This window comes from Verrucomicrobium spinosum DSM 4136 = JCM 18804, assembly GCF_000172155.1.
Classification (GTDB): domain Bacteria; phylum Verrucomicrobiota; class Verrucomicrobiia; order Verrucomicrobiales; family Verrucomicrobiaceae; genus Verrucomicrobium; species Verrucomicrobium spinosum.
The window spans coordinates 3,627,997-3,654,815 of sequence record NZ_ABIZ01000001.1 but is presented as its reverse complement, the minus strand read 5'-3'; the positions used below and the strand labels follow the sequence as shown (position 1 = coordinate 3,654,815).

At 59.6% G+C, this 26,819-nt stretch carries 20 protein-coding genes; 11 read left to right on the top strand and 9 right to left on the bottom strand.

The window, feature by feature from the left end; translation table 11 throughout:
* Positions 1 to 140: 140 nt before the first annotated feature.
* The gene (locus tag VSP_RS14715; RefSeq protein ID WP_009961506.1) at positions 141 to 1,226 is read right to left on the bottom strand and encodes a 6-phosphofructokinase; all 1,086 of its coding nucleotides are present in this window, start codon (positions 1,224 to 1,226) and stop codon (positions 141 to 143) included.
* Between the two features lie 77 nt (positions 1,227 to 1,303).
* Positions 1,304 to 2,281 (bottom strand): D-alanyl-D-alanine carboxypeptidase family protein, encoded by a 978-nt coding sequence (locus VSP_RS14710; RefSeq protein ID WP_009961505.1) that lies wholly within the window; start codon positions 2,279 to 2,281, stop codon positions 1,304 to 1,306.
* A 207-nt stretch (positions 2,282 to 2,488) separates the two neighbouring features.
* Here VSP_RS14710 and VSP_RS14705 point away from each other — a divergent pair, with 207 nt between their 5' ends.
* Positions 2,489 to 2,905, top strand: a complete 417-nt coding sequence (locus VSP_RS14705; protein ID WP_009961504.1) for a ketosteroid isomerase-related protein — start codon at positions 2,489 to 2,491, stop codon at positions 2,903 to 2,905.
* A 12-nt stretch (positions 2,906 to 2,917) separates the two neighbouring features.
* Here the strand turns inward: VSP_RS14705 and VSP_RS14700 are convergent, their stop codons facing one another.
* The gene (locus VSP_RS14700) at positions 2,918 to 3,202 is read right to left on the bottom strand and encodes a 4a-hydroxytetrahydrobiopterin dehydratase (RefSeq protein WP_029190458.1); all 285 of its coding nucleotides are present in this window, start codon (positions 3,200 to 3,202) and stop codon (positions 2,918 to 2,920) included.
* 134 nt (positions 3,203 to 3,336) lie between these two features.
* Between VSP_RS14700 and cysK the strand changes: the two genes are divergently transcribed.
* The 3 genes from cysK (at position 3,337) to VSP_RS14685 (ending at position 6,652) form a co-directional block, all read left to right on the top strand.
* On the top strand, positions 3,337 to 4,320 hold the full coding sequence (cysK, locus tag VSP_RS14695) for a cysteine synthase A (RefSeq protein WP_009961502.1): 984 nt from the start codon (positions 3,337 to 3,339) through the stop codon (positions 4,318 to 4,320).
* 59 nt (positions 4,321 to 4,379) lie between these two features.
* Entirely contained in the window at positions 4,380 to 5,369 is a 990-nt protein-coding gene (locus VSP_RS14690; protein ID WP_009961500.1) for a tetratricopeptide repeat protein, read from the top strand.
* 272 nt (positions 5,370 to 5,641) lie between these two features.
* Positions 5,642 to 6,652 (top strand): polyprenyl synthetase family protein, encoded by a 1,011-nt coding sequence (locus VSP_RS14685; RefSeq protein WP_009961499.1) that lies wholly within the window; start codon positions 5,642 to 5,644, stop codon positions 6,650 to 6,652.
* Positions 6,653 to 6,714: 62 nt separating this feature from the next.
* Here the strand turns inward: VSP_RS14685 and VSP_RS35510 are convergent, their stop codons facing one another.
* Both VSP_RS35510 and VSP_RS35505 read right to left on the bottom strand, forming a co-directional pair.
* Entirely contained in the window at positions 6,715 to 7,614 is a 900-nt protein-coding gene (locus VSP_RS35510; RefSeq protein ID WP_009961497.1) for a transglutaminase family protein, read from the bottom strand.
* 24 nt (positions 7,615 to 7,638) lie between these two features.
* Entirely contained in the window at positions 7,639 to 8,520 is an 882-nt protein-coding gene (locus VSP_RS35505; protein ID WP_009961496.1) for a transglutaminase-like domain-containing protein, read from the bottom strand.
* A 74-nt stretch (positions 8,521 to 8,594) separates the two neighbouring features.
* Here VSP_RS35505 and radC point away from each other — a divergent pair, with 74 nt between their 5' ends.
* Entirely contained in the window at positions 8,595 to 9,290 is a 696-nt protein-coding gene (gene radC / locus VSP_RS14670; RefSeq protein ID WP_009961495.1) for a RadC family protein, read from the top strand.
* A gap of 1,087 nt (positions 9,291 to 10,377) precedes the next feature.
* Here radC and aqpZ read toward each other — a convergent pair.
* Positions 10,378 to 11,073 carry an aquaporin Z gene (gene aqpZ, locus VSP_RS14665; RefSeq protein WP_009961493.1) on the bottom strand — a complete coding sequence of 232 codons (696 nt, stop codon included), beginning with the start codon at positions 11,071 to 11,073 and terminating at the stop codon, positions 10,378 to 10,380.
* A gap of 432 nt (positions 11,074 to 11,505) precedes the next feature.
* Here aqpZ and lpxA point away from each other — a divergent pair, with 432 nt between their 5' ends.
* Positions 11,506 to 12,303: an acyl-ACP--UDP-N-acetylglucosamine O-acyltransferase gene (gene lpxA / locus VSP_RS14660; RefSeq protein WP_009961492.1), complete on the top strand. Its 798-nt coding sequence runs from the start codon at positions 11,506 to 11,508 to the stop codon at positions 12,301 to 12,303.
* A gap of 26 nt (positions 12,304 to 12,329) precedes the next feature.
* Here lpxA and VSP_RS14655 read toward each other — a convergent pair whose 3' ends face one another.
* From VSP_RS14655 to VSP_RS14645, 3 genes are read right to left on the bottom strand one after another with little or no spacing between them, the layout of a single operon-like run.
* Positions 12,330 to 13,205, bottom strand: coding sequence for a transglutaminase family protein (locus VSP_RS14655; RefSeq protein WP_009961491.1), 876 nt, complete (start codon positions 13,203 to 13,205; stop codon positions 12,330 to 12,332).
* A gap of 53 nt (positions 13,206 to 13,258) precedes the next feature.
* Positions 13,259 to 15,766 (bottom strand): circularly permuted type 2 ATP-grasp protein, encoded by a 2,508-nt coding sequence (locus VSP_RS35500; RefSeq protein WP_009961490.1) that lies wholly within the window; start codon positions 15,764 to 15,766, stop codon positions 13,259 to 13,261.
* Between the two features lie 42 nt (positions 15,767 to 15,808).
* Positions 15,809 to 19,285 (bottom strand): transglutaminase family protein, encoded by a 3,477-nt coding sequence (locus VSP_RS14645; RefSeq protein ID WP_009961489.1) that lies wholly within the window; start codon positions 19,283 to 19,285, stop codon positions 15,809 to 15,811.
* Between the two features lie 252 nt (positions 19,286 to 19,537).
* Between VSP_RS14645 and VSP_RS14640 the strand changes: the two genes are divergently transcribed.
* From VSP_RS14640 to msrB, 5 genes are all read left to right on the top strand, one after another.
* Positions 19,538 to 21,997 carry an LptA/OstA family protein gene (locus VSP_RS14640; protein ID WP_009961488.1) on the top strand — a complete coding sequence of 820 codons (2,460 nt, stop codon included), beginning with the start codon at positions 19,538 to 19,540 and terminating at the stop codon, positions 21,995 to 21,997.
* A gap of 457 nt (positions 21,998 to 22,454) precedes the next feature.
* Complete coding sequence (locus tag VSP_RS14635; protein WP_009961486.1) at positions 22,455 to 23,768, top strand: UDP-glucose dehydrogenase family protein; 1,314 nt, start codon at positions 22,455 to 22,457, stop codon at positions 23,766 to 23,768.
* Positions 23,765 to 25,009, top strand: coding sequence for a 16S rRNA (cytosine(967)-C(5))-methyltransferase RsmB (gene rsmB, locus VSP_RS14630; protein WP_009961484.1), 1,245 nt, complete (start codon positions 23,765 to 23,767; stop codon positions 25,007 to 25,009). Before VSP_RS14635 ends, rsmB begins: the two co-directional genes overlap by 4 nt.
* Before the next feature lie 62 nt (positions 25,010 to 25,071).
* Positions 25,072 to 25,449 (top strand): RNA-binding S4 domain-containing protein, encoded by a 378-nt coding sequence (locus tag VSP_RS35495; protein WP_009961483.1) that lies wholly within the window; start codon positions 25,072 to 25,074, stop codon positions 25,447 to 25,449.
* Between the two features lie 89 nt (positions 25,450 to 25,538).
* Positions 25,539 to 25,964 carry a peptide-methionine (R)-S-oxide reductase MsrB gene (gene msrB / locus VSP_RS14620; RefSeq protein WP_009961482.1) on the top strand — a complete coding sequence of 142 codons (426 nt, stop codon included), beginning with the start codon at positions 25,539 to 25,541 and terminating at the stop codon, positions 25,962 to 25,964.
* Positions 25,965 to 26,819 lie beyond the last annotated feature (855 nt).

Below are 26,819 nucleotides of genomic sequence, written 5' to 3'. Positions count from 1 at the left end.
ACAGTTCACGATCTCCCAATCGGCCCTGCGCTGCACTCGGCACCAACGACTTGGCCCCAATGCCCCCCATCGTCCGGACACATAAAAAGAGCGCAGGTCCGACGAACCGGAACCTGCGCTCAGTAAATGCTACGGCAAGATCAACGATCGCCAAAGCTGATGCCCACAGACCGGGCGGCCTGCACCACCTCGCTGTCCGGCTGTACCAGACGGAGTTGGTTCACCGCTTCTTCAATGGAGACATCACCGACGTGGTAGCTCTGGTAGCTGACCATCCGGCCGAACTTCTTCTCGCGAATAAGGTTCACTGCCTTTACGCCAAAACGAGTGCCCAGAATACGGTCCAACGGCGTTGGCGAGCCGCCACGCTGAAGGTGGCCCAAGCGCACGTCGCGGGTTTCCTTGCCGGTGAGCTGCTCCACTTTGCGGCCCACGTATTCGCCAATGCCACCCAGCTTCACCTGACGACGCTCTGCATCCATCTGCTCGCGAGTCATGAGGCTGCCGTCTTCCAGCTCTGCGCCTTCGGCTACGACGATCAGCACCGAGCGGTGTCCGGTCGCATACAGGTGGTTCACCTGGCGGGCCACGTTGTCGATGTTGAACTTGATTTCAGGGAGCAGCACAATGTCTGCACCGCCGCCAATGCCACCCCAAAGGGCAATCCAGCCAGCGTGACGCCCCATCACTTCCACCACCATCACGCGCTGGTGACTGTCAGCTGTGGTATGCAGACGGTCCAGAGCATCCACCACCGTGGCCACGGCAGAGTCAAAGCCGAACGTCATCGCCGTGGCTTGTAGGTCGTTGTCGATCGTCTTGGGCACGCCCACAGCGGGCACGCCTTCATTGCAAAGCTGGAGCGCGGTGGTCAGGGAACCGTCGCCACCCACGATGATCAGGGCCTCAATCCCGAGGTATTTGATCGTGGCCTTGGCCTGATCCATGATTTCTGCGGGCACGAGCGCCACGTTGTCCACCCCGATCTTGGCGGCAAAGTTTCCCTTGTTTGTGGTGCCCAGAATGGTGCCACCGAGTTTGAGAATCCCGACGGTACGATCCACATCCAATTTGATGTGCCCAGGCCCGTTGGGGAGCAGCCCCTCAAATCCGTCGCGGAATCCGATGACCTCCCAGCCGAGTTCCGTGGCCGCCCCGACCACACCATGAATCACTGCGTTGAGTCCGGGGCAATCGCCGCCGCTGTTGAGGATGCCGATGCGCATAGTTTAGGGAGTCTAGGTGTTGGTGTTGTTAATAATCTGGTTGCTATAGTGAGGAAAGATGACCGCGAGAAAAGCCCTCAGAAGCCGCTGAGCAATTGTTTTGCATCCGTCACAGGACGGCCGGACTGTAGCCAGCCATCATAGACACCCCAGGCCTGCTGTAGCAGCCCTTGGGTTTCCGCAAACGGGTCTGCCGAGCCCAGGACCACGGTCACCATCCGGTGACGGTAGAGAACTTCACGGCCATTTTCCTTCGCGATCGTGCCACGGCGCTCTTCAGACACGATCACACAACCGCCAGAGCGGGGCGTGTTGCCTGTCTTGATGCCATCGATCATGCCCACCCCCAGCAGTGCATTGGTATTCTGCATGGGCACGCTCACCGGCTGCCCGCCACGCAGCACCGTGATGTTGCGCGTCTTTTGGTTGGTGTAGAAACGGAAAGGGGCGCGGGAGATCGCATACATGCTGAGCCGTGCCATGTCCGCAGCGGTCGAGTATGGGACAGACCGGCTGTTTTCCAACCCGTGCGGATTGGTAAACTTGGTGTTCACCATCCCTTCGCGGGCCGCGAGGTAGTTCATCTCCGTCACAAAAGCAGCCAGGGGATCCCCCGTGCGGCCACGACGGTAGTTGATGTCCTGCCCGACAAAGAGCGCCAGCGTCGTCGCCGCGACATTGTCTGAGGACATCATGGACGCGTAAAGCAGATCACGCAGAGTAATTTGATCGCCCGGCACCAGTTGCAGCGGGTTCATCCCGGCGATTTGCAACGCCTCAGGTGACACCGTCGCCAGTGTATTGAGAGGCACCTTGGTGGCTTCCGACCAGTCCAAAGCAACCAGCGCCGTGGCCATCTTCGTCAAGCCACCGACCGGACGCTTCAAGTTCCCGCCAGCCTCGACATGGATCTTCTTGTTGTACACGTCCACGGCGATGACGCTCGACTGAGCATGCACCGTACTGGCGCCTGCGAAACAGGCGACAACCGTGACACTTAACAATTTTGCAAAAGAGCGACGCATCTTGCCGTACACATGGTTGGGGTGAAACATGGGAGCGGCACACTAGCGGGCATGGCGGAAGGGTCAAGGGTTCTTGGTTGCGCGGTGCCAGCATTGATTCTCGAAATTCATCCTTGAGAGATCTCCCCGAAGCAAATCCTTCACCTGCTGCACTTGCAGCCAACGCCCCTGCGATCTATCCAAACACCTGCGGTCACATTCGGTTGCTCCGCCACCCGTTTTCCAACCCCTCACACCATGCCCACAGCCCGCGAATCCGCCCTCGCCCTGGTCACATCCTACTACGCCGCCTTCAACTCCGGCGACCGTGAAACCTTTTTGAATCTCCTCACGGACGAAGTCCGTCACGATACCAACCAGGGTGGACAAGAGGCAGGCCGGGAAAAGTTCCGCACCTTCCTCTCACGGATGGACCGTTGCTACGCGGAGCAGGTCAAAGAACTCCAGGTGTTTGCCAACGAGGAAGGCACCCGCGCTGCTGCGGAGTTTTTCATTGATGGCACCTACAAATCCACCGACGAGGGATTGCCTGAGGCTACCGGACAGAAGTACTACCTGCGCGTAGGTGCCTTCTTCGAGCTCGTGGGCGGCCGGGTGGACCGCATCACCAACTATTACAATCTCCAGGAATGGCTCCGGCTCATCGGAGCCTAACCCCTGAAAGAGCTAACTGGCGATCTGATCAACCTCGCGCGCCAGGGCGAAGTCCAGTTCCGTCAGGCCGCTCTTGCTATGGGTGCTGAGACGGAGCGTTACCTTCCGCCACCCGATCTGAATGTCCGGATGGTGATTCAGGGCCTCGGCCCGGGTGGCCACCTCGTTCACAAAGCTGATGCCCGCAAGGTAGTAGGGAAATGAAAAAGTGCGGGTGATTTCAGCCCCCTCCTTCTTCCATTCCGGCACGGTGGCCAGTTCCGTCTCCAGCAAGGGTTCATCGAGCAATTCAGGCATTTTTGACCATGGCACGGTTTTCCGGACGTGCATCCTTTTTGCCTTGCAAGGTAGTTCGCCTCACCTATAAACAACCCCTCGCCGTAGTACACACGGCACGATTTTCTGCAACCATCACCTTCCGCTTAAATCCTATGGGTCAGATTTACAACAACATCGTAGAAACCGTCGGTCGCACCCCGCTGGTGAAGCTGAACCGGGTCACCGAAGGTCTCGACGCCACGATCGCTCTGAAGTGTGAGTTCTTCAACCCCCTCGGCTCTGTGAAGGATCGCATCGGCATGGCGATGATTGAAGATGCGGAAAACCGCGGTGTGCTCACCAAGGATACCGTGATTGTCGAACCCACCAGCGGAAACACCGGCATCGCCCTCGCTTTCGTGGCTGCCGCCAAGGGCTACAAGCTGATCCTCACGATGCCTGAGACCATGTCACTCGAGCGCCGCACCCTTCTCGCTCTCCTCGGTGCTGACCTTGTGCTGACGCCAGGTCCGCAGGGCATGAAAGGGGCCATCGCCAAGGCTGAGGAAATCGTGAACTCCACACCGAATGCCTGGATGCCCCAGCAGTTCGAGAACCCCGCGAACCCCGCCATTCACCAGAAAACCACCGCCGAAGAAATCTGGGCGGATACCGAAGGCAAAGTGGACATCCTCGTGGCCGCAGTCGGCACCGGCGGCACCATCTCCGGTTGCGTCGAAGTCATCAAGCCCCGCAAGGAGTCCTTCCAGGCCGTCGCCGTGGAACCCGAAGCGTCCCCTGTTATCAACCAGACCCTCGCAGGCGAACCCGTCCAGCCCGGCCCGCACAAGATCCAGGGCACCGGCGCTGGCTTCGTTCCCAAGAACCTCCACCTCAAGGATGGCGCGGGCAATCCCCAGATCGTGGAGTGCGTGAAGGTCTCCAACGACGACGCCTTCGCCATGGCCCGCCGTCTCGCCAAAGAGGAAGGCATCCTCGTCGGTATCTCAACCGGTGCCAACGTGGTGGCCGCAATCGAGGTGGCCAAGCGCCCCGAAAACAAAGGCAAACTCATCGTCACGATTGCCTGCTCCACTGGCGAGCGTTACCTCTCCACCGCTTTGGCGGATGAGGCCCGCGCCAAAGTGGGAGCCTAATCTGCTTCCTCGCCTCCTTTTTCAGTCCGCCGCACGCATCCCCAGCCAGTCACCCCAACATGTCAGAATTCACGCCCAAATCGGCCCCAGAGATTGATCTCAGCCCTCCTCCCCAAGGCAAGGTGGAAGAATTCCTGGAGCAACACATCAAAAAGATCCTCGTGGGCGTGGCCTTGTTGGCTCTGGTCATGCTGACTATTGCCATTTCGCGCCACTTCAAACACAAGACGGAAGTGGAAGCAGCCGAACGCTTCACCGCAGCCTCCACCATCGAGGATTGCGATGTGGTGGTTGCCAAGTATCCCGGTTCCGCAGCAGCAGGCAACGCCCTGCTGCTCAAGGCAGATTTGCTCTGGAAGGAAGGCAAGAAGGAGTCTTCCACAGAAGTACTGAAAGAATTCTTAAAATCGCACCCAGAGCACACACTGCATGCCACCACTTTGCTCGCCCTTGGTAGCAAGCAGATGGCCCTGGGAGACAAGGACGGGGCCACCCAGTCCTTCGAAACCCTGAAAAAGTCCTATCCCGATAGCGAACTGCTCCCGGCTGCGGACATCTACAATGCCGACATCCTCTGGGCGGATGGCAAGACCTCAGAGGCCAAGGCCCTGCTCGAAGGCATGCTGAGCCGCTATCCCGGCAAGATGACCGCCTTCACCAATCAGGTGGATGAGCGCGTCAAAATGATTGATGCCGGCCTCCCTCAGACTGAGGTGGACCCGCCCCCAGCACCGAAGGCCCCTGAAATACCCGGGCTGCCAATGCCAACCATTCCAGGCATCCCTGGCCTCCCGGGCGGCCCTCTGTCGGCTCCTTCCCTACAGACACCATCCCTCTCAACGCCTCCCGCCATCCCCAGCCTGCCCACCCCGGCACCAGTTCCCACTCCTGAATCGTCCGCGTCTCCCGCAGTCCCTGCTCCTGCTCCAGAGGCACCCGCAGTTCCGGCACCCGCTCCCGCCCCCGAGGCACCGGCTACTCCGGCCCCCGCGCCCGCACCTGCCCCTGCTCCTGAGGCACCGGCTGCTCCAGTTCCGACACCACAGTAGTTTGGTTTCTCTCTTACTTTACCCTGGAGGCCGGTCCGGCGCTTGCCGGACCGGCTTTTTCATGGTCATCCCGTTCTTTTCGCCCCGACCAGATCGCTTTTCGACGATCTTTGGCCCAGTCCAGGCGTACCAAAACTGAAGGGATACGCAGGTGGATGCCATCACCTGCCCATGGCAAAATGAAGTAAACTTTCCTTGCCGCGAAAGTTGACTTCGCCCGTGCCTCGCGCTCCTTGTGAAAGTTTTCACAATCAGATTCTTACGCCGGAAAAATGAAGCTTCCCTCGTTCTTGAAACCCCGCCCGGCGTTTCCATTTGAGCTTGTCAAACCGGAGATCGAACGGGTCGAAGAACTGCTGATGGAGCAGGCCCGTGCCTTTGACCCAAATGTGGAAGGCTACATCTCCTACGTCTGTAACACTTCCGGCAAACGCATTCGCCCAGCCCTCGCGGTGCTGGCGGGCGGAGCCACCGGTGGCGTGACCCATGAGCATCGGCAGCTTTCGATCATCCTGGAGATGATCCACATCGCATCTCTGGTGCACGATGACATCATGGACGGAGCCACCATCCGTCGCGAGATGCCCACTGCCGCCGCCAAGTGGGGCAACGCCCTCAGCGTATTGTTGGGAGACAGCCTCTTCGCCTACGCTCTCGAGCTGGCCACCCAGTTTGATGAGTCTTCCATCTGCCGCAAGATCGCCCGAGCTTCCAGGGATGTCGCTTGCGGTGAAATTCTACAGACCCAGCGGCGTTTTGATTTCACTCTCTCGATGGAGGAGTACTTCAAGATCATCGAGATGAAAACCGCTGCGCTGTTCGCGAGCGCTACGGAGCTGGGTGCCCGCCTCAATGGCTGTAGCGATTCCGTGGTAGCCTCCATGTACAACTACGGGAACCGGCTCGGCACAGCCTACCAGATCTACGATGACTGCATTGACCTCGTCGGCGATGAAAAGGAGATAGGAAAGACGCTCGGCACCGACTTGGCAAAGGGAAAGCTGACCCTCCCTATGCTCTTTCTTCTGCGCGATGCCACCGATGCCCAACGGACCAAGCTTCATCGCATGGTTCTCAAAGGAGAGCCCATGGACACCACCATCCTCGCTGGCATTGCCGACTACGCTGGTGCCATCGAGCACGCGGTAAACACCGCCAAAGACATGCTGGAAGAAGCAAGAAAGGACTTGGTCTGCCTGGATGCATCTCCACACAAGGAAGCCCTGGTCACAATCACCCAGTACCTCGACGGCCTGCTGGACCAGTGCCGCACCTCCGTGTGAGGCGGACTCCCGGCACGTCCATGCGACCGCCGGCTGGAAGGTTCCAGAAACAGCATGCCCCTCTACCCTGCCAGCACCCCGGCTGTGGCCCCCAGCTGCTCCCGCTGGATGGAAACACTGACCTTCATCCCAAGGTAGCTGCCGGGCGGACCTGAAAAAATGCCGCTCACCGGCATGACACCACGAGGATGAGCACTCGCCCCCAGCGCAATGTGCTTGCTGGAAACTTGTTCGCCCAGTGTGGGATCGAACCCGCACCACCCGCAGTCTGGAAGATACACCTCGATCCACGCGTGCGTGGATCCCTGTCCTGCGGTGGATGCCCGGGTGTCGAGATACCCGCTGGTGAACCGGGCGGCAATCCCTAGTGTTCGACAGGCCTCCATCATGAGGGTGGCCATGTCTCGACATGACCCGGTACGGAGCGACAGGGTCTGGGCGGGACTTTGCACGCCAGCTTCTTCCCGACGTCGGTATCCGGTTTCCGAATGAATGACCCGGTTGATCTGAATGACCGCCCCCATGGCGGAGGTCGAAGGAGATGCCCTCAGCACTTCATTGACCCAGCCACGCACCGCCTCAGACTCGTCTGGATAGTTGCACCTCAAGTAGCCGTCCACCACCGCCGTCTCAATGAGCGGATACACCACGGGCAGCGCCACCACAGAGCCACGGCTGCCCTCCATGGGAGCTTCATCGCCAAGTGAGTCCACTACATCCATATTCACCTCACTCACAATCTCCAGCCGGTCCGACTCTTCCTCGATCTCAGCCAGAGCCACATGGTTTCCGTAAAGGTCATTCATCCAGAAGAACCGCGCCTTGGGCTGAAGAGCCAGGTGATGCTGGCGAACTGTCGTGCGATGGCCTTCCCTCGGCCTGAGCACCAGTCGGTGAAGGCCAAACTTCACCGGGGCCGCATATTGGTACTCCGTGCGATGAACGATGCGAAAACGTGTCATGGTGTTCACTGAAAACATCCGAACCTACACGCTGCGCGGCCCCCGACCCGGTTCGGCCGAGGTGAGAGAAATGGCCTGGTCCCGGATCTCCGCCGGGCTCATTCTCCTGTAGCGTTCGTCAGCGACCAGGCAGCTCACGTTCTGGCGATTCAGCTGCAGCACCCCAAAGGCGGTCGAGATGGAAACATCCGCAGCATCCCTTCCGGTTCCAATCCGCACCATTCCATCCGGAGAGGCCAATCCGGTCGCGTCCCACACCAGCCATCTGCCCCCTATCCAAGTCTCAAAACAGGCGTGGAAGTCCGGTGGCTCCAGTTCATAGGCATACCCGGTAAAATATCTTGAGGGGATGTTCATCGCCCGGCACAGGGCAATTCCCAAATGCGCAAAGTCACGGCAGACCCCTGCCCGCTCCACGAGCGTGTCCACCGCAGAGGTACTCGCATGCGTGGACCCGCTGGTATAGCTCACGTGATTTCGGATCCAGTCACAGACAGCCAGCACCTTCTCGTACGGCGTGGCGGCCCCATTGAATTCACTGGCAGTCAGATCGCCAAGACGGTCTGACTGGCAGTACCGACTAGGATAGAGGTAATTCAACAGCTCGAGATCGAAATGCCCGGGATCGGTTTCAGGAAGCAGCCGCCCATCCAGCCGCTCCACAGACACCTCCACCGTGGCCTCGTATCGGATCTGGTAGATTCCCGGAACCTCCAACGTGATGAGATCGAACCGGTTGCCCGTGCTGGCGCAAACCTGTGTTTCAAAAGGGATGCCCCCTGTGATCACAAACTGCTCCTCCTCCACCCGCTGCCGCTCACATTCGCCCGCACGAATGTTCAGCAGGAAGGTGACGGGGAGGGTGGCGGTGTATTCCAGTTCGCTGGCGACTTTGAATCGGGTCATGATAGTAGAGGCTTGGCAGAAGTTGGGGAAAGGTGGCGCTTGACCGGGTCAGATCTCCCGGTGTTGTTTAGCCGATGCAATTGCGCATTCAGGACCTCCCCGAAAACGACCGCCCACGTGAGCGCCTCCTCAACACAGGGGCGGATTCCCTCACCAACGCCGAACTGCTGGCAATCTTCATCAATACGGGTCTGCCTGGAGAAAATGCTGTTCAAGTCGCTCAGCGGCTGCTCAAGACATACCGCACTCTGCGCAATCTGTCTCGAAGATCGGCTAAAGAATTGCAGAAGGAATTCAAGGGGCTGGGCCCCGCCAAGACCGCCCACCTGGTGGCCGCCTTTGAATTGGGCCGACGCGCTGCCCAGGAGGAGGTCCTGGAGGACAAGATGGATTCCCCGGAACTGGTGTACCGCTATCTGGGTGCCGACATGGCGCGACAGGGCTACGAAACCCTTCGAATCCTGGTGCTCAATACCAAACTCTGCCTGGTGCATGATGAGGTGGTCTTCCAAGGCACGCTCAACGAAAGCCCCGCGCACCCTCGTGAAATTATTCGCGCCGCCCTCATCCACCGCGCTCACGCATTTATCCTGGCTCACAACCACCCCAGCGGAGACCCGGCCCCCAGTGAAGCGGATCGCCGGTTCACCCGTCGGATCAATGAAGCGGCACAACTCATGCAGATAGAGCTCCTGGACCACGTCGTCATCGGAGCTCCAAGACCCGGAGCAAAGCCCTACTTCAGCTTTAAGGAGAGCGGCATGATCTAGGGCCCCTTCCAACTGCCTCACGGTAGCAGCCACCTCACCTCACCTCACCGCAGCTCGTCGCTGCACTTGTAAAAGTGCGGAGGGGAGGCGCGGCCCTGTCACGGGATCAACACCGCCCCCGCCCCCAGCCTGACCGCGTTTTCACAAACGCAGCCACACTGAAACCTACAGACACGCTCCGCAACTCGCCTTACCGCAGCTCGTAGCTGCACTTGCAAAAGTGCGGAGGGGGGCGCGGCCCTGTAACGGGATCAACACCTCGCCCGCCCCCCAAGCCTGACCGCGTTTTTACAAAGGCAGCCACACTGAAAGCTACAGACACGCTCCGCGGCTCACCTCACCGCAGCTCGTAGCTGCACTTGTAAAAGTGCGGAGGGGGGGGGCGCGTCCCTGTAACGGGATCAACACCTCCCCCGCCCCCAGCCTGACCGCGTTTTTACAAACGCAGCCACACTGAATGCTACAGACTCGCTCCGCGGCTCACCTCACCGCAGCTCGTAGCTGCACTTGCAAAAGTGCGGAGGGGGCGCGGCCCTGTAACGGGATCAACACCTCGCCCGCCCCCCCAAGCCTGACCGCGTTTTTACAAACGCAGCCACACTGAATGCTACAGACTCGCTCCGCGGCTCACCTCACCGCAGCTCGTCGCTGCACTTGTAAAAGTGCGGAGGGGAGGCGCGGCCCTGTCACGGGATCAACACCTTCCCCGCCCCCCCAAGCCTGACCGCGTTTTTACAAACGCAGCCACACTGAATGCTACAGACTCGCTCCGCGGCTCACCTCACCGCAGCTCGTAGCTGCACTTGTAAAAGTGCGGAGGGGAAGCGCGGCCCTGTCACGGGATCAACACCGCCCCCGCCCCCCAAGCCTGACCGCGTTTTTACAAAGGCAGCCACACTGAAAGCTACAGACACGCTCCGCGGCTCACCTCACCGCAGCTCGTAGCTGCACTTGTAAAAGTGCGGAGGGGGGGGCGCGTCCCTGTAACGGGATCAACACCTCCCCCGCCCCCAGCCTGACCGCGTTTTCACAAACGCAGCCACACTGAAAGCTACAACGCACCCGATCCGCACGAAACTGCCCACCCTTAATTCTTCGCGCACACCACCTTGTGAAAGATGCCCGCGGCAGCCGCACCCAATATCGGAGCCACCCAGAAGAGCCATAGCTGTGAGATCGCCCAGCCCCCCACCACCACCGCCGTGCCCGTGCTGCGGGCTGGATTGACGGAAGTATTCGTAATCGGAATGCTTATCAAATGGATCAATGTCAAGCCAAGGCCGATCGCGATGGGGGCGAATCCGGCCGGTGCCCGCTCATCCGTGGAACCCAGGATAATGATCAAGAACATGAAGGTCATCACAAACTCCGTCAGGAAGCCCGCCGCCAGGCTGTAGCCTCCCGGCGAATGCTCCGCAAAACCGTTGGAGGCAAATCCTCCCTCCAAACTGAATCCCGCCTTGCCGTTGGCTATTGTATAGAGGGTAAAACCGGCCACAATCCCACCTGCCACCTGCGCCACTACATAGGGGATTAGATCCTTGGCTGGAAACCGCCCTCCTACCAACAAGCCGATGGAAACGGCAGGGTTCAGGTGACAACCAGAGATGTGGCCAATGCTGTAGGCCATCGTCAATACCGTGAGCCCAAAGGCAAACGACACTCCTACCAGACCAATACCCACCTCTGGAAAGGCGGCCGCCAAGACTGCACTTCCGCAGCCTCCCAGCACGAGCCAGAAGGTGCCTAGAAATTCTACAATGGCTTTCTTCGCAATGGACATGAGTTGAGTTCCTTTCTCTATGATTTTTGGTTGATGCTGATGTCTCGCATATGGCTTCTGATGCTCCCCCGTCGCACAAGCTGACAGAGGGAAATTCTCTCGATCGATTCGGAAGAAGAGGTGTCCTTCGAAGGACCTCCAGAACCTCCCTGCCATTGAGGATACCCCGACATCATCTGCCGCCCGGGTCCCCCCAAGTTGACTCCTTCGGCAATCTGTTTTTCCAAATTCATTGGCTGAAACGGGCCAGAAGCTCACCCGATGCCCATTTAGGGTTGCTTCAATTTATGAATCATATCTCAACCATGAGCCCTTTTTCTACCCAATTTCCGCAAAAAGTTCCATAAATCCGCCCGCCGTCGCGAGGCGTGGTTGCGCTGCCATCGCTCCCGCCTAATCTTTTGGTCCACGTTTCCGACACACCAGCTGCCCATGATCCATCCGACCGCCCTCGTTTCCGCTGAAGCCCAAATTGACCCGAGTGCGGAAATCGGAGCCTACGCGATCATCGAGGGACCAGTACAAATCGGGGCGGGCTGCCGCATTGCCCCCCACGCCCAACTCGTAGGTGACACCGTGATTGGCGAAGGCTCCACCATCGGTCGGGCCGCCGTCATCGGAGAATTCCCCCAAGACATTGGATTCACGCCTGCGATCCAAAGCGGTGTCCGCATCGGTCGAAACAACGTCATCCGAGAGCATGTCACCATCCACCGCGGGTCCAAGGAAGGTGGCCTCACTGAGGTGGGCGATGGCAACTTCATCATGGTGGGGGCCCACCTGGGACATGATGTGAAGCTCGGGAACAAGAACATCATCGCCAACGCGGCCCTCATCGCGGGCCATGTCCATTTGGGAAACAACACCTTTCTGGGCGGCGGGGCCGTCTTTCACCAGTTTCTCCGCATCGGCGACTACTGTGTGGTCCAGGGCAACAGTTCCTTCAGCAAGGATATTCCCCACTATTGCTCGGCCGGACGCACCAACCTGATCACCGGAATGAACATAGTCGGCCTCCGCCGTCAGGGCTTCTCTTCCGAAGACCGGAAACACATCAAGGAGCTTTTTGATCTCATCTACCGTAGCGGGAGAAATCTCAAACAGGCCGTCGCGGAGGCTCGCACCCGCACCTGGCCTGACCATGCGGAAAAGTTCCTTCAGTTCTTTGAGGCCCCCAGCAAAAAGGGCGTGGGCACTCTGCGCGTGCGTTCTGAGGCCGACGACGAGTAGAAGGCGGACCTGCCTTCGGGGCTGCCCTACCGCGGCGTCACATCCACGGCGACCTTCAGGCTCTGCTCCCCGCTGCCATAAACCACCCCACGCAGCGGAGACACGTCTGCGAAGTCACGTCCGAAAGCGACGGTGATGTGACGCTCCTGGGGTCGGCATCGGTTGGTGGGATCGAGATCCTGCCACTGATGCACAGGGCCGCACCACACGCTCACCCAGGCATGAGAGGCATCCGCGCCCACCAACTTGGGTTTACCGGGAGGAGGCAAGGTCTCCAGATAGCCCGACACATAACGGGCAGGGATGCCCACGGAGCGAAGACACGCGATCAAGATGTGGGCAAAGTCCTGACACACCCCCCGACGCTTTTCAAAAGCCTCATGCACCGGAGTCGCTACATCCGTAGCAGCCGGATCAAACTTGAAGTCACGAAAAATCCGCTCGTTGAGGTCCAACGCCGCCTTGAGGACCGTCACCCCGGGTTTGAATGACTCCAGGGCATATTCCGCGAACTGCTTCCCTGGTTTCACCATCACTGAGGCAAAAGCGTACTCTCCCGCCGCCACGTCGGGAGTCAGAAAATCACCCCGCACCGCCCCCCGCAACTCCTCCCACAAAGGGGTCTCCTCCGGAGCCGCCAACACGGGTGGATGGACCACGACAAAGCTGTGCGCCGTGACGGTAAGCGTCTTGTGCGCACCGTGCAGTGCGAAGAACAGACACTGATTGCCGAAGTAGTCCCGGTGGCCCGCCAGACTCATCGGCTCCGGCTCCACATCCACCCCGTGCCACTCACAATGCTGGTGCAACATCTCCCGGGGAGCGAGACGTGCTAGATGATGCCCGATGCTGACGGACTCATCATAGGTGTAGGTGGAGCGATGGTGAATCTCGTAGCGCAAAACTCTAGTGGTTTAAAGTGAGGATACCGAACGCGGGACAGACCAGGTCGAGCCTAGCTGACACGACGAAGGGCGTGACTGAAATAGTGCTGGCTGATGGTATCGGAGAGGGATTCCAGGCCCGCCTGGAGTCGGGTGCAGAGCCGGACCAGCAATCCAGGACTGCGATCCTCAGCACCTGCCAGCGCATTCAGGTCCACGCCAGCCAGTTCAGAGAGCATCATGTCCACCTGCTTCTTTTCGCTGCCAGTCATGCCTTCCATGCCATCACGTGGAAGTTGAGCAGCGTGCCGGGTGAGCTGGTAGAGCTGCCAGATCAAAGAGCGGGGGTTGGAATCGTCAGCGATCAACAGGTCCAGCACCGGACCCAACTGCGGCCGGGCGTGATAGCGCCGCCGGTAAGTCATGGCACTGTCACAGATTTCCAAGAGCGGCCCGAGCACCGCATCATTGCGCGGTGTAGGGTGAATGGTCGCATGAATGAGCCGGACCAGTCCACGCGCCCGCTCCAGACGTCGGCCGAGATCGAGGAACCGCCAGCCGTGCCCGCGGGTCATGTTCTCCATCTCCATACCAGAGAAGGCAGCCAGATCCAGGACCACAGCATTCAGCATCTCCAGCACCTCAGGCACCTTCAACCGGGTGGCCTGAGAGCGGGTGTGGCGCTCCAATTGATTGAACAGCCGCCAGGTGTCGTCAGAGAGACGGTCGCGTAAAGCAGTGGCATTGTAGCGGACACGGTTGAGCAAGTCCCTCACGCTGTCTTCACGGCGGGAATTCTCCAGCAATGCCAGCAGCTCGCCGCGCAACTCTCCCGGCACTACCTTTTTGCCAAATCGGTCCGGGAGCCTTCCCAGGGAAACCATCCACGGCACCAAGGCAGCGAGCTCCCTCGCCTGCTCCTCGCTCCCCTCCCCGGCAAACCTCTGGACCACCCCCCTCAGGACCCGCACACCGTCTTCCAGACGCTCGACGTAGCGCCCCAGCCAGAAGAAATGGTCCGCCACACGGCTGGGCACCTCGCCCGCCTGACGCTCCGGCCGGATGGCCATGGTGGGAGAAAGCAACAGAGTAAGCTGTTCCACAGGCCCGTCTGCCAGCACCCAGGTATCCTTGCTCACCCCTCCAGATTGCATGGAGACAACCAGCCCCTTCGGAGACGGGCTCACCCGGGTCAATCCACCGGGCATGACCGCGAAGTCATTCCCACACGGCACGATGTAACAACGCAGCACTAAAGGACGAGACTCGATCCGCCCCTTGTCAAACACCGGGGCCGAGGACAACGAGAGCACCTCCTGCGCAGCATAGTCGTGAGGGGCCAGCCGCACTTTCGCGAGCAGCGACTCTCTTTCTGGCTCGGTTAGATCGGCACCGAACACCGGCTGCCCCGCTCCGCCGACAAAGGCACGTTTCAAGACAAAGCGATCCAGATGCTTCTCCACGTGCTGTAGTTCTTTAGGCTGGCCACACCACCATGTCACAGCATTGGCCAGCTTCAGGTCCTCGCCAAGCAGATGGCGGGAGAGACCCGGCAGGAAGGGTAGCAAGGCAGGAGTCTCCACCACCCCGGCCCCCATCCCATTCACGATGGCCACCGTCCCAGCACGCCAAGCCTCCATCAGCCCAGGAACGCCCAGCCAGGTGTCTGTACGGAGCTCGAGGGGATCACAAAAAGTGTCATCCACCCGGCGCACAATCACATCCACCTGACGCAGGCCTTCCAGAGTCTTCAGGAAAACCTTGCGCCCCCGCACGGTCAGGTCCGCCCCCTCCACCAGAGGAAAGCCGAGGTAGCGAGCCTTGTAAGCGTGTTCGAAATAGGTCTCGTTCAGCGGCCCGGGCGTGAGCAACACCACGGTAGGGTCCCCTCGGTGCTGGGGAGCCAGATCCCGCAGGGAGTCCCGCTCCATCTGGAAGAAGGAAGCCAAACGTTGCACGTTCATGTCCCGGAACTCATCCGGGAACAGGCTGGTCAGTACGATCCGGTTCTCGAGCGCATACCCTTTCCCAGATGGGGCCTGGGTGCGATCCGCCAGCACCATCCATCGGCCATCCGCGCCACGGGCCAGGTCCACCGCATGGTGAAAGAGGAACGAGCCCCCCGCCGGTTTGATGCCGTGACTCGCCCGCAAAAAGCCCGGGTTGGCAAAAACCAGCCCTGGAGGGATCCAGCCTTCTTTCAGGAGACGCTGTTCTCCATAGAGATCGTTGACGACCTGCCGGAGCAATCGGGAACGCTGCTTCAACCCAGCCTCCAGCGAGCGCCACTCCTCCGCACCGATAATGTGAGGGAAGATGTCCAGTTGCCACAGCCGACTCAAGGCCTGCTGGTCATTGTAGATCGTGTAGGTCGCCCCGTGATCACGGAGCAACTGATTGGCCGCCTCGCGCTTTTGCGCCAGGTCAACAGGCTGCAAACGGGCCAGACTTTCCAGAAATGCACCCCAAGCGGGGCGCGCGGCACCGTCGGGCCGCCAGACTTCGTGAAAGCCGTCGCCAGCCGCCCGGGCGGACGTCAGCATTTCAGCAATGCTCACGCTCTCAGGTGAGGAATCCATGGGGGCAGTTGATACGGCGTGAGGCACGCCGTATCTAGAACGCTAACCTTGGGTACGCAAATCCAGCGTGAACGGAAACTCACGTGAGCGGGGCGGATCTGGCAGATTCAACATGCCCCACGTGTGCCCGATGGATTCAAACCGGGAAAGCCGGCGGCTCTCAGCCTCATAGGCATTCACGGGGAGGGTCTCATAGCTGCGTCCGCCCGGGTGCACGACGTGATAGCGGCATCCGCCCAGTGAACGCTGGTTCCAAGTGTCCACCAGATCGAAGGTCAAGGGGGTGTGAACCCCGATGGTCGGCTGAAGACAGTTCGGCGGCTGCCAGGCCCGATAACGTACGCCGCACACATATTCGCCATTCACCCCGGTGGGATGCAGGGGCAGCTTCCGGCCATTCACGGCCACCACATGACGCTCATCCACCATACCCGTGACCTTCACCTGTAGCCGTTCCAGGGAGCTGTCCACATATCGCACCGTGCCACCAGCTGACCCCTCCTCTCCCAAGACATGCCAGGGTTCCAAAGCCGCGCGCAGCTCCACCTGCACGTTCCGCTGGGAGAATTCTCCAATCAGCGGGAACCGGAATTCCCGGTGCGGAGCAAACCAGTCCGCCTCCATCTCGATGCCGTCCGCCCGGAGATCATTGATGACATCCGCAAAGTCATCCCAGAGAAAATGCGGCAGCATCCAGCGATCATGAATGTCAGTGCCCCATCGGACCGGTGTGCTGGAATAGGGATTGTCCCAGAACTTCGCGACGAGCGCCCGCAACAAAAGCTGCTGAGCCAGACTCATCCGGCTGTGGGGAGGCATCTCATAGCTCCGCAGTTCCACCAGCCCCAGCCTCCCGGTTGAACTGTCGGGGCTGAATAGCTTGTCGATGCAAAACTCTGCCCGGTGAGTGTTCCCAGTGGAATCGATGAGCAGGTTGCGGAACAGACGATCCACCAACCACGGCGGCATGTCTTTTCCCTTCTCCGGCACTTGCTGGAAGGCAAGATTGAGCTCATAGAGCGAGTCATTACGGGCTTCATCCACCCGCGGAGCCTGGCTGGTAGGACCAATAAACAGACCCGTAAACAGGTAGCTGAGGGACGGGTGATTCTGCCAGTAACCCAGCAGGGATTTCAACAAATCTGGCCTGCGTAGCACGGGAGAATCCGCCGGAGTCTCTCCACCGATGATGATGTGGTTTCCTCCGCCCGTCCCGGTGTGACGACCATCGAGCATGAATTTCTCCGTCCCCAACCGAGTAAGGCGGGCTTCCTCATAGAGGGTCTCTGTTTTGTCCACCAGCTCATCCCAGGTGGCTGAGGGGTGCAGGTTCACTTCGAGCACACCCGGGTCAGGGGTGACCTTCAACACCTGCAGTCGAGGGTCGTAGGAAGGCGGTGCCCCCTCGAAGACTACGGGCATGCCAAGATCGGACACGGCAGCCTCTATGATTTCAACCAGATCCAGATAGTCTTCCGTGGTCTCAACCGGCGGCATGAAGATGTGAAGACGGCCATTCCGCGGCTCCACACACAGGGCTGTGCGCACGATCCAAGGAGCGCTCTGCTGAGGATCGGGGCGGCGGGTATGTGCCAAGTCAGCCATTTTCTGATGCGCCACCACATCAGGGACACCCCCTGAACCATCGCCTTTGTCGCCACCTCGATTGCCAGCGCCTCCTCCAGCACCAGGGAGAGGGCCCGACTGGGACGATGTGGGGTCATTTACGCCAGTTCCAAACCGATACAATGGTCCACTTCTGGAGGCGGAAGTCACCTCTGGATCCCGACCGACGAACATCTGCCCGGCGCGATCCCTGCGCGAGGGCAGCGGCGACAACTTCTCCATCGGATCCCGCTCATAGACCCATGGATACTCCCGTTCCTCGACCCACGGCAGGGAATCCAGTGGCAACCGCAGCCCCATGGGCGAGTCTCCCGGTGTGAGGTACAGCGTCTCCCGGCGCAGAAACCACGGCCCACTTACCCACGCTGGCTGCCCTTTATCCGCACTCCGCTGAATCGGCAGGGCATACCCGGTCACCGAACCCAGACCACGCTCAAAGATGCGGCGAATGCGCTCGCGCTCCTCCTTGTCCGCCAGATTGGCTTGAAGAGGATCCACATTGGAGGGAAGCCGACGCTCGCGCCAGATGTAGTAGTACACGTCTTCGTAGGCAGGGATGAGCCACTGGGGATCCACTCCCAAGCCCTTCATGATCCGATCAACAAGCCTTTTCGCGTCATCCACGCCAAAGCCATAGTCAACCGACTCGTCCGCGATCAGATTTGGGTCGCTCCAGATCGGTTCGCCATCCTTGCGCCACCAGCAGCCGAGTGACCACCGCGGCAGACTCTCTCCCGGATACCACTTTCCTTGCCCGTAGTGCAGAAACCCGCCATTGGACGCGTACTTGGTCCTCAGACGCTTCAGAAGTTCCCCCGCCAGTTCCCGCTTCTTCACGCCGTTGGCAGTAAAGTTCCACTCATCACCATCCGGATCATCAATCGAGACAAAGGTCGGCTCGCCCCCCATCGTCAACCGGACGTCGCCCCGGCGCAGCTTGTCATCCACGGATCGGCCTAGGGCCACGATCTTTTTCCATTCCTCCTCAGAGTAAGGCTTCGTCACCCTGGGGGACTCATAGATGCGTGTGACCTCCATCTCGTGATGGAGCGTGCTCTCACACTTCTCCAGCACCCCGGTCAGCGGGGCTGCCGTGCCAGGCTCCGGGGTGCAGGCCACGGGCAAATGCCCCTCCCCCGCAAAGAGGCCAGAAGTCGGATCAAGCCCGATCCAACCCGCTCCTGGAAGGTAAACTTCGCACCAAGCATGCAGATCCGTGAAGTCCTTTTCCGCTCCACTTGGGCCGTCCAAAGCCTTCACATCAGCCTTAAGCTGAATTAGATATCCACTGACGAACCGGGCAGCGAACCCGAGGGCTCGCAACACATTCACCAAAAGCCAGCCCGTGTCCCGACACGACCCGCTCCGAATCTTCAACGTCTCCTCGGGCGTCTGCACCCCGGGCTCCATCCGGATGGTGTAGCTCACGTCCTGGCTAACCTGGAGGTTCAGCGCGACGAGGAAATCGATCATTCGCATCTGCTTGCCCTGCCAGTCGAGCGCATACCGGTGCACCTCTGGACTGACGGTCTCCGTCTGAAGATAGGGGGACAAGTCCCGGAACAGCCAAGGCTCGTATTGGAAGGGAAAATTTTCTGCAGAGGGCTCCAGGAAAAAGTCAAAAGGGTTGTACACCGCCATTTCGGCGACCAGATCGACGATGATGTCGAGTTTCTCCGTCTTCTCAGGGAAGACCAGCCGGGCCAGATAATTGGCATGCGAGTCCTGCTGCCAGTTGAGGAACTGATCGGCCGGTTCCACCTTGAGAGAGTAGCTCAAAACCTTGGTCCGGCAATGCGGCGCCGGTCGCAACCGGATCGTCTGCGGCCCGAGGGAGATGGGACGGTCATAAGAGTAGGTCGTGCGATGATGAAGGGCGACGTGAATGGACATGTGAGCGAAGGTAAAGCATGCCTTGTGCCAAACCAAGGGTGGCACCCTGACGAATCCGCAACGGCGTCAAAGAGAAACGCAACTTGCCTGGCTAACATCAAGAACGGCCAAAGAGCTGGCCCGGTTGGCCCAGATTTTTCTTTTCCTTTTCCTTGCTGCCCCGGCTGGCATCGCCTATTTCATACGTTTTAACAACCTCTCCCACTCCCCCTGTCCAGCGCCCGCATGAGACCTCTCACGACTCCCCGCGCCATGAAGCTAGCCTTATCTCTCGCCAGTTGCGCCCTTCTACTCTCCGCCAACGCCCACGGCCAGGCCGATGTGCTGGGGGCGCTGACCAGCAACATCAACATTGAGGGTATGGAAACCGGCTTCGACCCCATGACGGGCGTAGCCACTGCCAAAGGGGATGTCCACATCAAATACGAAGATGTGGAAATCAAGGCTGGTCAGGCTGAGTACAACGCCAACACTGGCGATGTGGTCGCCCGCGAAAATGTGACAGTCGTGAAAGACGGGGAGATCTTTCGCGGAGAAAACATCATCTACAACGTCAAGACGGAAGAGCTGAAGGCCAATAGCGTTCGCAGCTCCCTCCCCCCCATCTTTTACCAGACGGACGGATTCAAGACCAACTCCGGCAAGGTGGATCGCATCGACGGCACCAATGCCTGGTTCACCACGCATGACAGCCAGGTTCAGAACTACCGGATCCGCGCCAAGTCCATCACGATCTATCCTGGTGACCGCGTTATTATGAAGGGCGTGAAGGTGTATGCTGGCAAGACCCCCGTCTTCTGGTTCCCTTATATCGTCCAGCCGCTCGATGACGAACTGGGCTATTTCTTCCAGCCAGGCTACACCAGCCAGTGGGGCGCTTTCCTGCTCAACCAGTACGGTGTGATGCACGGCGACCATACCCTCGCCAAGTACCACCTGGACCTTCGCAGCTCCCGCGGCATCGGCATTGGTGCTGACTTCTATTCGGAAAAGTGGCGCAAAAATCCCCACATTGGCCAGCTCAAGCTTTACTACGCTTACGACACTGACCCTCTCACCGGCGTCAACGACTCGACACGTTCCGATGCCTTGGTGGATGAGAATCGCTACCGCGTGGGCTTCCAGCACCGCATCTACATCCCCGGCCCTCAGGAAAGTACCTGGTATCTCGACTTCGATCTCACCAAGCTGAGCGACGAGTTCATGCTGGAAGATTACTTCCTCAACGACTTCCGTCTTGAGCCCCAACCGGACAACATCGTCAATCTGGTCAAACGGGACGATCGCTTCACGGCCTCCCTCTTGGCCCGCATGCAGCTCAATGAGTTTTACCACGCAGATGAGCGCGTCGAGCTGGCTTTTGATTTCACCCGCTCCCGCATCCTCAACACCAATATCTACTATCAGGGTGAGACGAGCTTGGGGTCCTACCGTGACAAGCTTTCCGACAACGAGCGTGCCACCCTTCAAAGCAAGATCGCCCAACAGGAAAACTACCTGAGCACCGCCTATGGTGCAAATGGCGGCACCACCGGGCTTCTTGACGCCGATGGCAATGCCCTCCCCTCCACCACCACCGCCCTGGCTGGCACCACGCTGGTGAGCAATGACGCGGCCGTGATTCGCTCCGTACCCAAGCAGTTGTTGACCCGTGATGACGTCGAAAACGACCTTGAACTGCTCCAGGCTGAGCTCAACGAGAACAAGTTCCTCCGCGCCCACACTTATCATGAGTTCCTCTACCCGATCAGCTTCGGTCAGGGCGATTGGATCAACTTCGTTCCCCGCATCGGCGGTGGCGTGACCTACTACAACGATGTCGAAGGTGGCACCTCCAATGTTGGCAACGACACCCGCCCAATCTTCGCCGCAGGGTTCGACCTCTCCGCGAAATTCAGCAAGACTTGGGAAGATGTACAGAACCGCCGGATTGGTCTGGACGGGCTCCGCCACATCATTCAGCCCTACCTCAACTACTCCTATGTCGAGGCCGACACCATCGAGGGCCTTGGTAGCATCGACCGTCTCACCCCGTCCACCCGCCCCCGCCCGATCGACGTTCCCTTCTTCACCGCCATCGACGACCTGAAGAGTTGGAACATCGCCCGTATCGGTGTGCGCAACCTCTTCCAGACGAAGCGTGACGGCGGCACTCACAACTATGCCGGCATCAACACCTACCTGGATCTCTTTATGGAAGATCCTGAGTTTGATCGCGATGTATCCAACCTCTACAACGACCTCTTCTGGGCTCCCCTCCCTTGGTTGGCCCTTTCCATCGACAGTCAGCTCCCCATTGGCAGCAGCGACTACAACTTCACCGAGGTCAACTCGAACATCACCTGGATGCCCACCAAGACCTTCTCATGGTCCTTGGGTCACCAGTTGCTGACCGACAACCCGATCTTCGTGGACAGCAGCCTGATCTACTCCCGCATCTACACGAAGATCAACTCCAACTGGGGCTTCTCCATGAACCACATCTACGAGATGGAGGACAGCACGCTTCAGTACCAGAGCTACAGCATCCACCGCGACCTTGCGAGCTGGACGATGTCCGTGGGTGGCTTGATCCGCGAAAACCAAAGTGGCAAGGATGGCAAGACCAACGAGTACGGCTTGGTGCTCTCCCTCACCCTCAAGGATTTCCCCCAGGTCAGCATCCCGCTTGACCTCGACCCGAATCCGACCGGCCAGGGCGGACGCGAGTAGTCCCCATCGCCTGAAAGGCAACGAAATTCCTTCAGAACCCGGCATCTTCGGATGTCGGGTTTTTTGTTGGGCTCGCAGGACATTCTCCGCGCCCCCCTCACCTCGGTCGCCCGCATCCACACCCCAGTATGACGGGAGGATGTTCGACTGACGGATCTCCCGCACAAACTTTTCGCTCGCACACCGGCGGGGAAAGTCGGACCACGCCGGGGGATCACCTCTCAATCATTCACAGAGCCCCAATCAAATCTCTGCGGTGATTCAAACTCTTGGCAGGGCAAAAAACGCCTGCGAAATTCACACGTCCCTACAATCTTCCCCAATTTGTGATATTCAGACATCCGCAGCTTGTTTTGGTATCTTTTCTCCCGTCCTTCGGGCTTGTGCCCTCCCCCAACCTCCGCATTAGTCCCGTCCTGCTGCCGCCCAAGGCTGCCCCTCTCTCCCCACTCTTTGCATGAAACTCACGATCATTGGTTCCGGTTACGTTGGACTCACTACAGGTGCCTGCTTCGCAGAAGTCGGCCATCACGTTGTTTGCGTGGACAATGATGAACGCAAAATCAAAAGCCTTTTGGAGGGCAAAATCCCGATTTACGAGCCCGGCCTGGAAACAATCGTCCGCAAGAATGTTGTCTCCAAGCGCCTACAGTTCACCACCAGCACGGAAGAGGGCGTCGATCACGGTGAGGTGATCTTCATTGCGGTACCAACCCCGCCCCAGGCAGATGGCAGCGTGGATCTCAGCTTCATCGAAAAAGTGGCACGCGAAATTGCCGTCTGCCTCGGCAGCTATCGGGTAATTGTGGACAAGAGCACGGTTCCCGTGAAGACCGGCGAGCGCGTCGCTCAGACGATCCGCCGCTACGCCAAGCCGGGCGTGGAATTCGACGTCGTGAGCAATCCCGAGTTCCTGCGTGAAGGCAGCGCCGTGGAAGACCTCATGAGCCCTGACCGCATCGTCATCGGCGGCAACAGCGACCGCGCTCTCGCGGTCATGCAAAAGGTCTATGAGCCTTTTGTTGCCCCGGTACTCGTGACCGACATCAACAGCGCCGAGCTCATCAAGCATGCCGCAAACAGTTTCCTCGCTCTGAAGATTTCCTATGTAAACGCACTGTCCGAGCTTTGCGAGGTCAGCGGTGCAGACGTGGAGAAGGTCGCCGAGGGCATTGGCATGGACAAGCGCATCGGCCGTAGTTTCCTCAACGCGGGCCTTGGCTACGGGGGCTCTTGTTTCCCAAAGGACATCGCCGCCTTCATCGCGATTGCAGAACAGCTGGGCACTCCTTTCAATCTGCTTAAAGAGGTTCAGAAGATCAACGCCCGCCAGCTCAATCGCTTTCTCGACAGCGTACGGGAGGCCCTTTGGGTGCTTAAGGACAAGAAGATCGCCGTCTGGGGTCTCAGCTTCAAACCCAACACGGACGACGTCCGATCCAGCGTCGCCATCAGTCTTGTGGAGACCTTGGTCAAAGAGGGCGCGGAAGTCACGGCCTACGATCCCAAGGCCATGGACAAGTTCCGCGAGCTTCCCATCGCCAGCAAGGTCACTCTCACCGACAATCCTGTCGAAGCTGCCCGTGGTGCCGAGGCGCTCATCGTGGCCACTGAATGGCCGGAATTCGCCACAGTGGATCTCCAAGAACTTCGCGACGCGATGCGCACCCCCCTTATCTTCGACGGGCGCAATCTGCTCGACCCGACCGCAGCAGCCAGCTACGGCTTCCAATACCGGGGCATCGGCCGAGGCACCCTTGCAGCAGAATGAGCGTAATCCCCCTTAATTCCCGACAGCTTGCACTTCAGATTCTCGTCGAATGGGAGCGCAGTGAAATCTATGCAGCAGACCTCATCGAAAAGGCTGCCGCCACCCATCGCCTTGATCATCGCGACACCGCGCTCCTTCAGACGCTAGTGATGGGCACGCTTCGCAACATCGACCTGCTGGACATCTGGCTGGAACGGGTCTGCGACAATCAGCACCTTGAAACCAGTGTCCACTGGCTGCTCAGGCTCGGCATTGCCCAGCTTCTTCTGCTGGAGATGCCAGCCCACGCCGTAGTGAACGAAACGGTGAACCAGGCTGGCAAGGCTCGCGGGCTGGTCAACGCCGTGCTTCGCCGGGTGGACCGGGAGAGAATCCCGCTCTTGGCACGCATGGATCGCCTCCCCATCGCCGAGCGAACCTCGCATCCTTCCTGGCTTGCTGAGCGGTGGACCAAGCAGTTCGGCAAGTCAGCAGCGGAAGCCCTCTGCGAGTGGGACCAACAGCCCGCCTCAACGTATGTGCGGGTGAATCAATTGCACCCGCAGCCGCTCACCCCGGAAGAGGTGCTCCCGCTGGAACCTATTTCTTTCCCGGGGTTCTTCCGCGCCGACACCTTGCCGCGTGAGTGGCTCGCCAGCGGCCGGTGTTATGCTCAGGACCCCAGTACGGTAATCGCCTGCGATCTCCTCGCCCCTCAACCGGGTGAGACGATTCTGGATGCTTGCGCTGCACCAGGCGGCAAGTCCGCGTATCTGGCGCAGAAGATGCAGAATCAGGGACGGATCCTGACTTGTGACTCTGTGCCCCGCAGGCTCCAGCGCATGCAGCAGAATCTGGAGCGTCTGAACGTAACCATTGCAGAGAACCGTCAGGTGGATTGGACCAAACCGTTGCCTCCGATCTGGAAAGGCGTCCAAGTTGATCGCATTCTTCTTGATGCCCCCTGCAGCAATACGGGCGTGATGCGTCGTCGCGTCGATGTCCGTTGGCGGTTGGATCCTGAGGTCTTCGTCGAGATGGCCCAACTACAGACCAAGATTCTGTCCACTCTGTCACCTCTCCTGAAGTCCGGCGGAAGCTTGGTTTACAGCACTTGCAGTCTCGATCGGGAGGAAAACGAGGACATCATTGCTTCATTCCTGGTCGCTCATCCGGAATTCAAGCTGGTGGAAACTCGGAGTTCCCTCCCCTGGAGAGATGGATTCGATGGCGCGTTCGCTGCGCTTTTGTTGAAAAGTTGAGGCTGTTTGACGTAGAATAGGAATCTGGCGGAGCTCTCACTCCGCCAGAATACCCCCCCTTCATGCGCGCCGACCTTTATCTGCACCACGTCCGCATTTTCAAGACCCGCTCTCTTGCCACCCAGGCCTGCACCCGTGGGCTGGTGCAAATTGGCGGGCAACCCATGAAGCCAGCCCGAGAGTTGAAACTCGGCGAGGTGCTCGACATTCAGCGGGGTGACCTGAGTTTGGTGGTTCGCGTCATTGCTTTCCCCACCACCCGAGTGGGAGCGTCGCTGGTGAAGCTCTTCATGGAAGATCTGACGCCAGTGCAGAACTATCAGAAAGCAGCCGAGGCCCGCCGGGAAAAGGTCCTGCTTACGCCTCATGCATTGGCTGCCAAGCCTGACAAAAAACAACTCCGCCTCATCCGCGAGCTGATGGAACGCAATCAGTCCTGATGGGATGTCGCCACCTCAGCGGCCTCAACCTGGTTCAATGAAGCAGGCGTTGCTTTGTTGAACCCTGCCAAATCTACGTATGCTTCAGCATGGACAAAGCTGATCTCCAAGAGCGCCTCTCGCCAGAGCAATGGCGCGTGACCCAGGAACAAGGGACAGAGTATCCGTTCACTGGCAAATTTTGCAATCACAAGGCCGACGGCACCTACACGTGCGTCTGCTGCGGTGAAGACCTGTTCGACTCAAAGACGAAATACGACTCCGGCTCCGGCTGGCCCAGCTTTTGGAATCAGGTGAACAAAGAGGCCGTCTCCATGCACGAGGACGACAGCCACGGCATGAGCCGCACCGAGATCGTCTGCGGAAAGTGCGGCGCCCACTTGGGACATGTGTTTCCCGACGGACCCAAGCCTACCGGATTGAGGTACTGCGTGAATTCGCTGTCTTTGGAATTCAGGGCCGCAACTGCAACTGCAACTGCAACTGCAACTGCAACTGCAACTGAGAACGGGTAGAGGGAGAGAGGGCTGCGGATGAATGGAGACACCGGGGCAGCACCTTCCCATAGGAAACAACAAACCCAGCCCCGCTCACACCCCAAACGTCCCACGATCTCCTTCCCGCTCCGGCCATCCCACAGACTGCGGGGCCGGAGACCCCACCTCCTCTACTCTGCGGCCATGTGACCTTGAAGCTTGTTCCTGAGTACAGGAGGCGGGGGTTCCCAGCCCCGCTCACGCATCAAACGTCCCTCGATCCCCTTCCCGCCCCGGCCGCCCGCAAGACCGCGGGGCCGGAGACCCCGCCTCCTCTACTCTGCAGCCATGTGACCTTGAAGCTTGTTCGTGCGTAAAGGAGGCGGGGGCTCCCAGCCCCGCTCACGCCCCAATCGTCCCTTGATCCCCTTCCCGCCCCGGCCGCCCCACAGACCGCGGGGCCAGAGACCCCACCTCCTCTATTCCGCGGACAAGCTATGTTGCAGCTTGTTCTTGAGTACAGGAGGCGGGGGTTCCCAGCCCCGCTCACGCCCCAATCGTCCCTTGATCCCCTTTCCGCCCCGGCCGCCCCACAGACCGCGGGGCCAGAGACCCCGCCTCCTCTATTCCGCGGACAAGCTATGTTGCAGCTTGTTCTTGAGTGCAGGAGGCGGGGGTTCCCAGCCCCGCTCACGCCCCAATCGTCCCTCGATCCCCTTCCCGCCCCGGCCGCCCGCAAGACCGCGGGGCCAGAGACCCCGCCTCCTCTACTCTGCGGCCATGTGACCTTGAAGCTTGTTCGTGCGTAAAGGAGGCGGGGGTTCCCAGCCCCGCTCACGCCCCAATCGTCCCTTGATCCCCTTTCCGCCCCGGCCGCCCCACAGACCGCGGGGC

Bases quoted from the DNA above. Each gene is read 5' to 3' on its own strand.
- VSP_RS35505 (WP_009961496.1), bottom strand. From the start codon at position 8,520: ATGACCCGATTCAAAGTCGCCAGCGAACTGGAATACACCGCCACCCTC.
- VSP_RS35495 (WP_009961483.1), top strand. From the start codon at position 25,072: ATGCGCGCCGACCTTTATCTGCACCACGTCCGCATTTTCAAGACCCGC.
- lpxA (WP_009961492.1), top strand. From the start codon at position 11,506: ATGATCCATCCGACCGCCCTCGTTTCCGCTGAAGCCCAAATTGACCCG.
- cysK (WP_009961502.1), top strand. From the start codon at position 3,337: ATGGGTCAGATTTACAACAACATCGTAGAAACCGTCGGTCGCACCCCG.
- VSP_RS14635 (WP_009961486.1), top strand. From the start codon at position 22,455: ATGAAACTCACGATCATTGGTTCCGGTTACGTTGGACTCACTACAGGT.
- radC (WP_009961495.1), top strand. From the start codon at position 8,595: ATGCAATTGCGCATTCAGGACCTCCCCGAAAACGACCGCCCACGTGAG.
- rsmB (WP_009961484.1), top strand. From the start codon at position 23,765: ATGAGCGTAATCCCCCTTAATTCCCGACAGCTTGCACTTCAGATTCTC.
- VSP_RS14705 (WP_009961504.1), top strand. From the start codon at position 2,489: ATGCCCACAGCCCGCGAATCCGCCCTCGCCCTGGTCACATCCTACTAC.
- aqpZ (WP_009961493.1), bottom strand. From the start codon at position 11,073: ATGTCCATTGCGAAGAAAGCCATTGTAGAATTTCTAGGCACCTTCTGG.
- VSP_RS14715 (WP_009961506.1), bottom strand. From the start codon at position 1,226: ATGCGCATCGGCATCCTCAACAGCGGCGGCGATTGCCCCGGACTCAAC.
- VSP_RS14690 (WP_009961500.1), top strand. From the start codon at position 4,380: ATGTCAGAATTCACGCCCAAATCGGCCCCAGAGATTGATCTCAGCCCT.
- msrB (WP_009961482.1), top strand. From the start codon at position 25,539: ATGGACAAAGCTGATCTCCAAGAGCGCCTCTCGCCAGAGCAATGGCGC.
- VSP_RS14640 (WP_009961488.1), top strand. From the start codon at position 19,538: ATGAAGCTAGCCTTATCTCTCGCCAGTTGCGCCCTTCTACTCTCCGCC.
- VSP_RS14685 (WP_009961499.1), top strand. From the start codon at position 5,642: ATGAAGCTTCCCTCGTTCTTGAAACCCCGCCCGGCGTTTCCATTTGAG.
- VSP_RS14645 (WP_009961489.1), bottom strand. From the start codon at position 19,285: ATGTCCATTCACGTCGCCCTTCATCATCGCACGACCTACTCTTATGAC.
- VSP_RS14700 (WP_029190458.1), bottom strand. From the start codon at position 3,202: ATGCCTGAATTGCTCGATGAACCCTTGCTGGAGACGGAACTGGCCACC.
- VSP_RS35500 (WP_009961490.1), bottom strand. From the start codon at position 15,766: ATGGATTCCTCACCTGAGAGCGTGAGCATTGCTGAAATGCTGACGTCC.
- VSP_RS14710 (WP_009961505.1), bottom strand. From the start codon at position 2,281: ATGTTTCACCCCAACCATGTGTACGGCAAGATGCGTCGCTCTTTTGCA.
- VSP_RS35510 (WP_009961497.1), bottom strand. From the start codon at position 7,614: ATGACACGTTTTCGCATCGTTCATCGCACGGAGTACCAATATGCGGCC.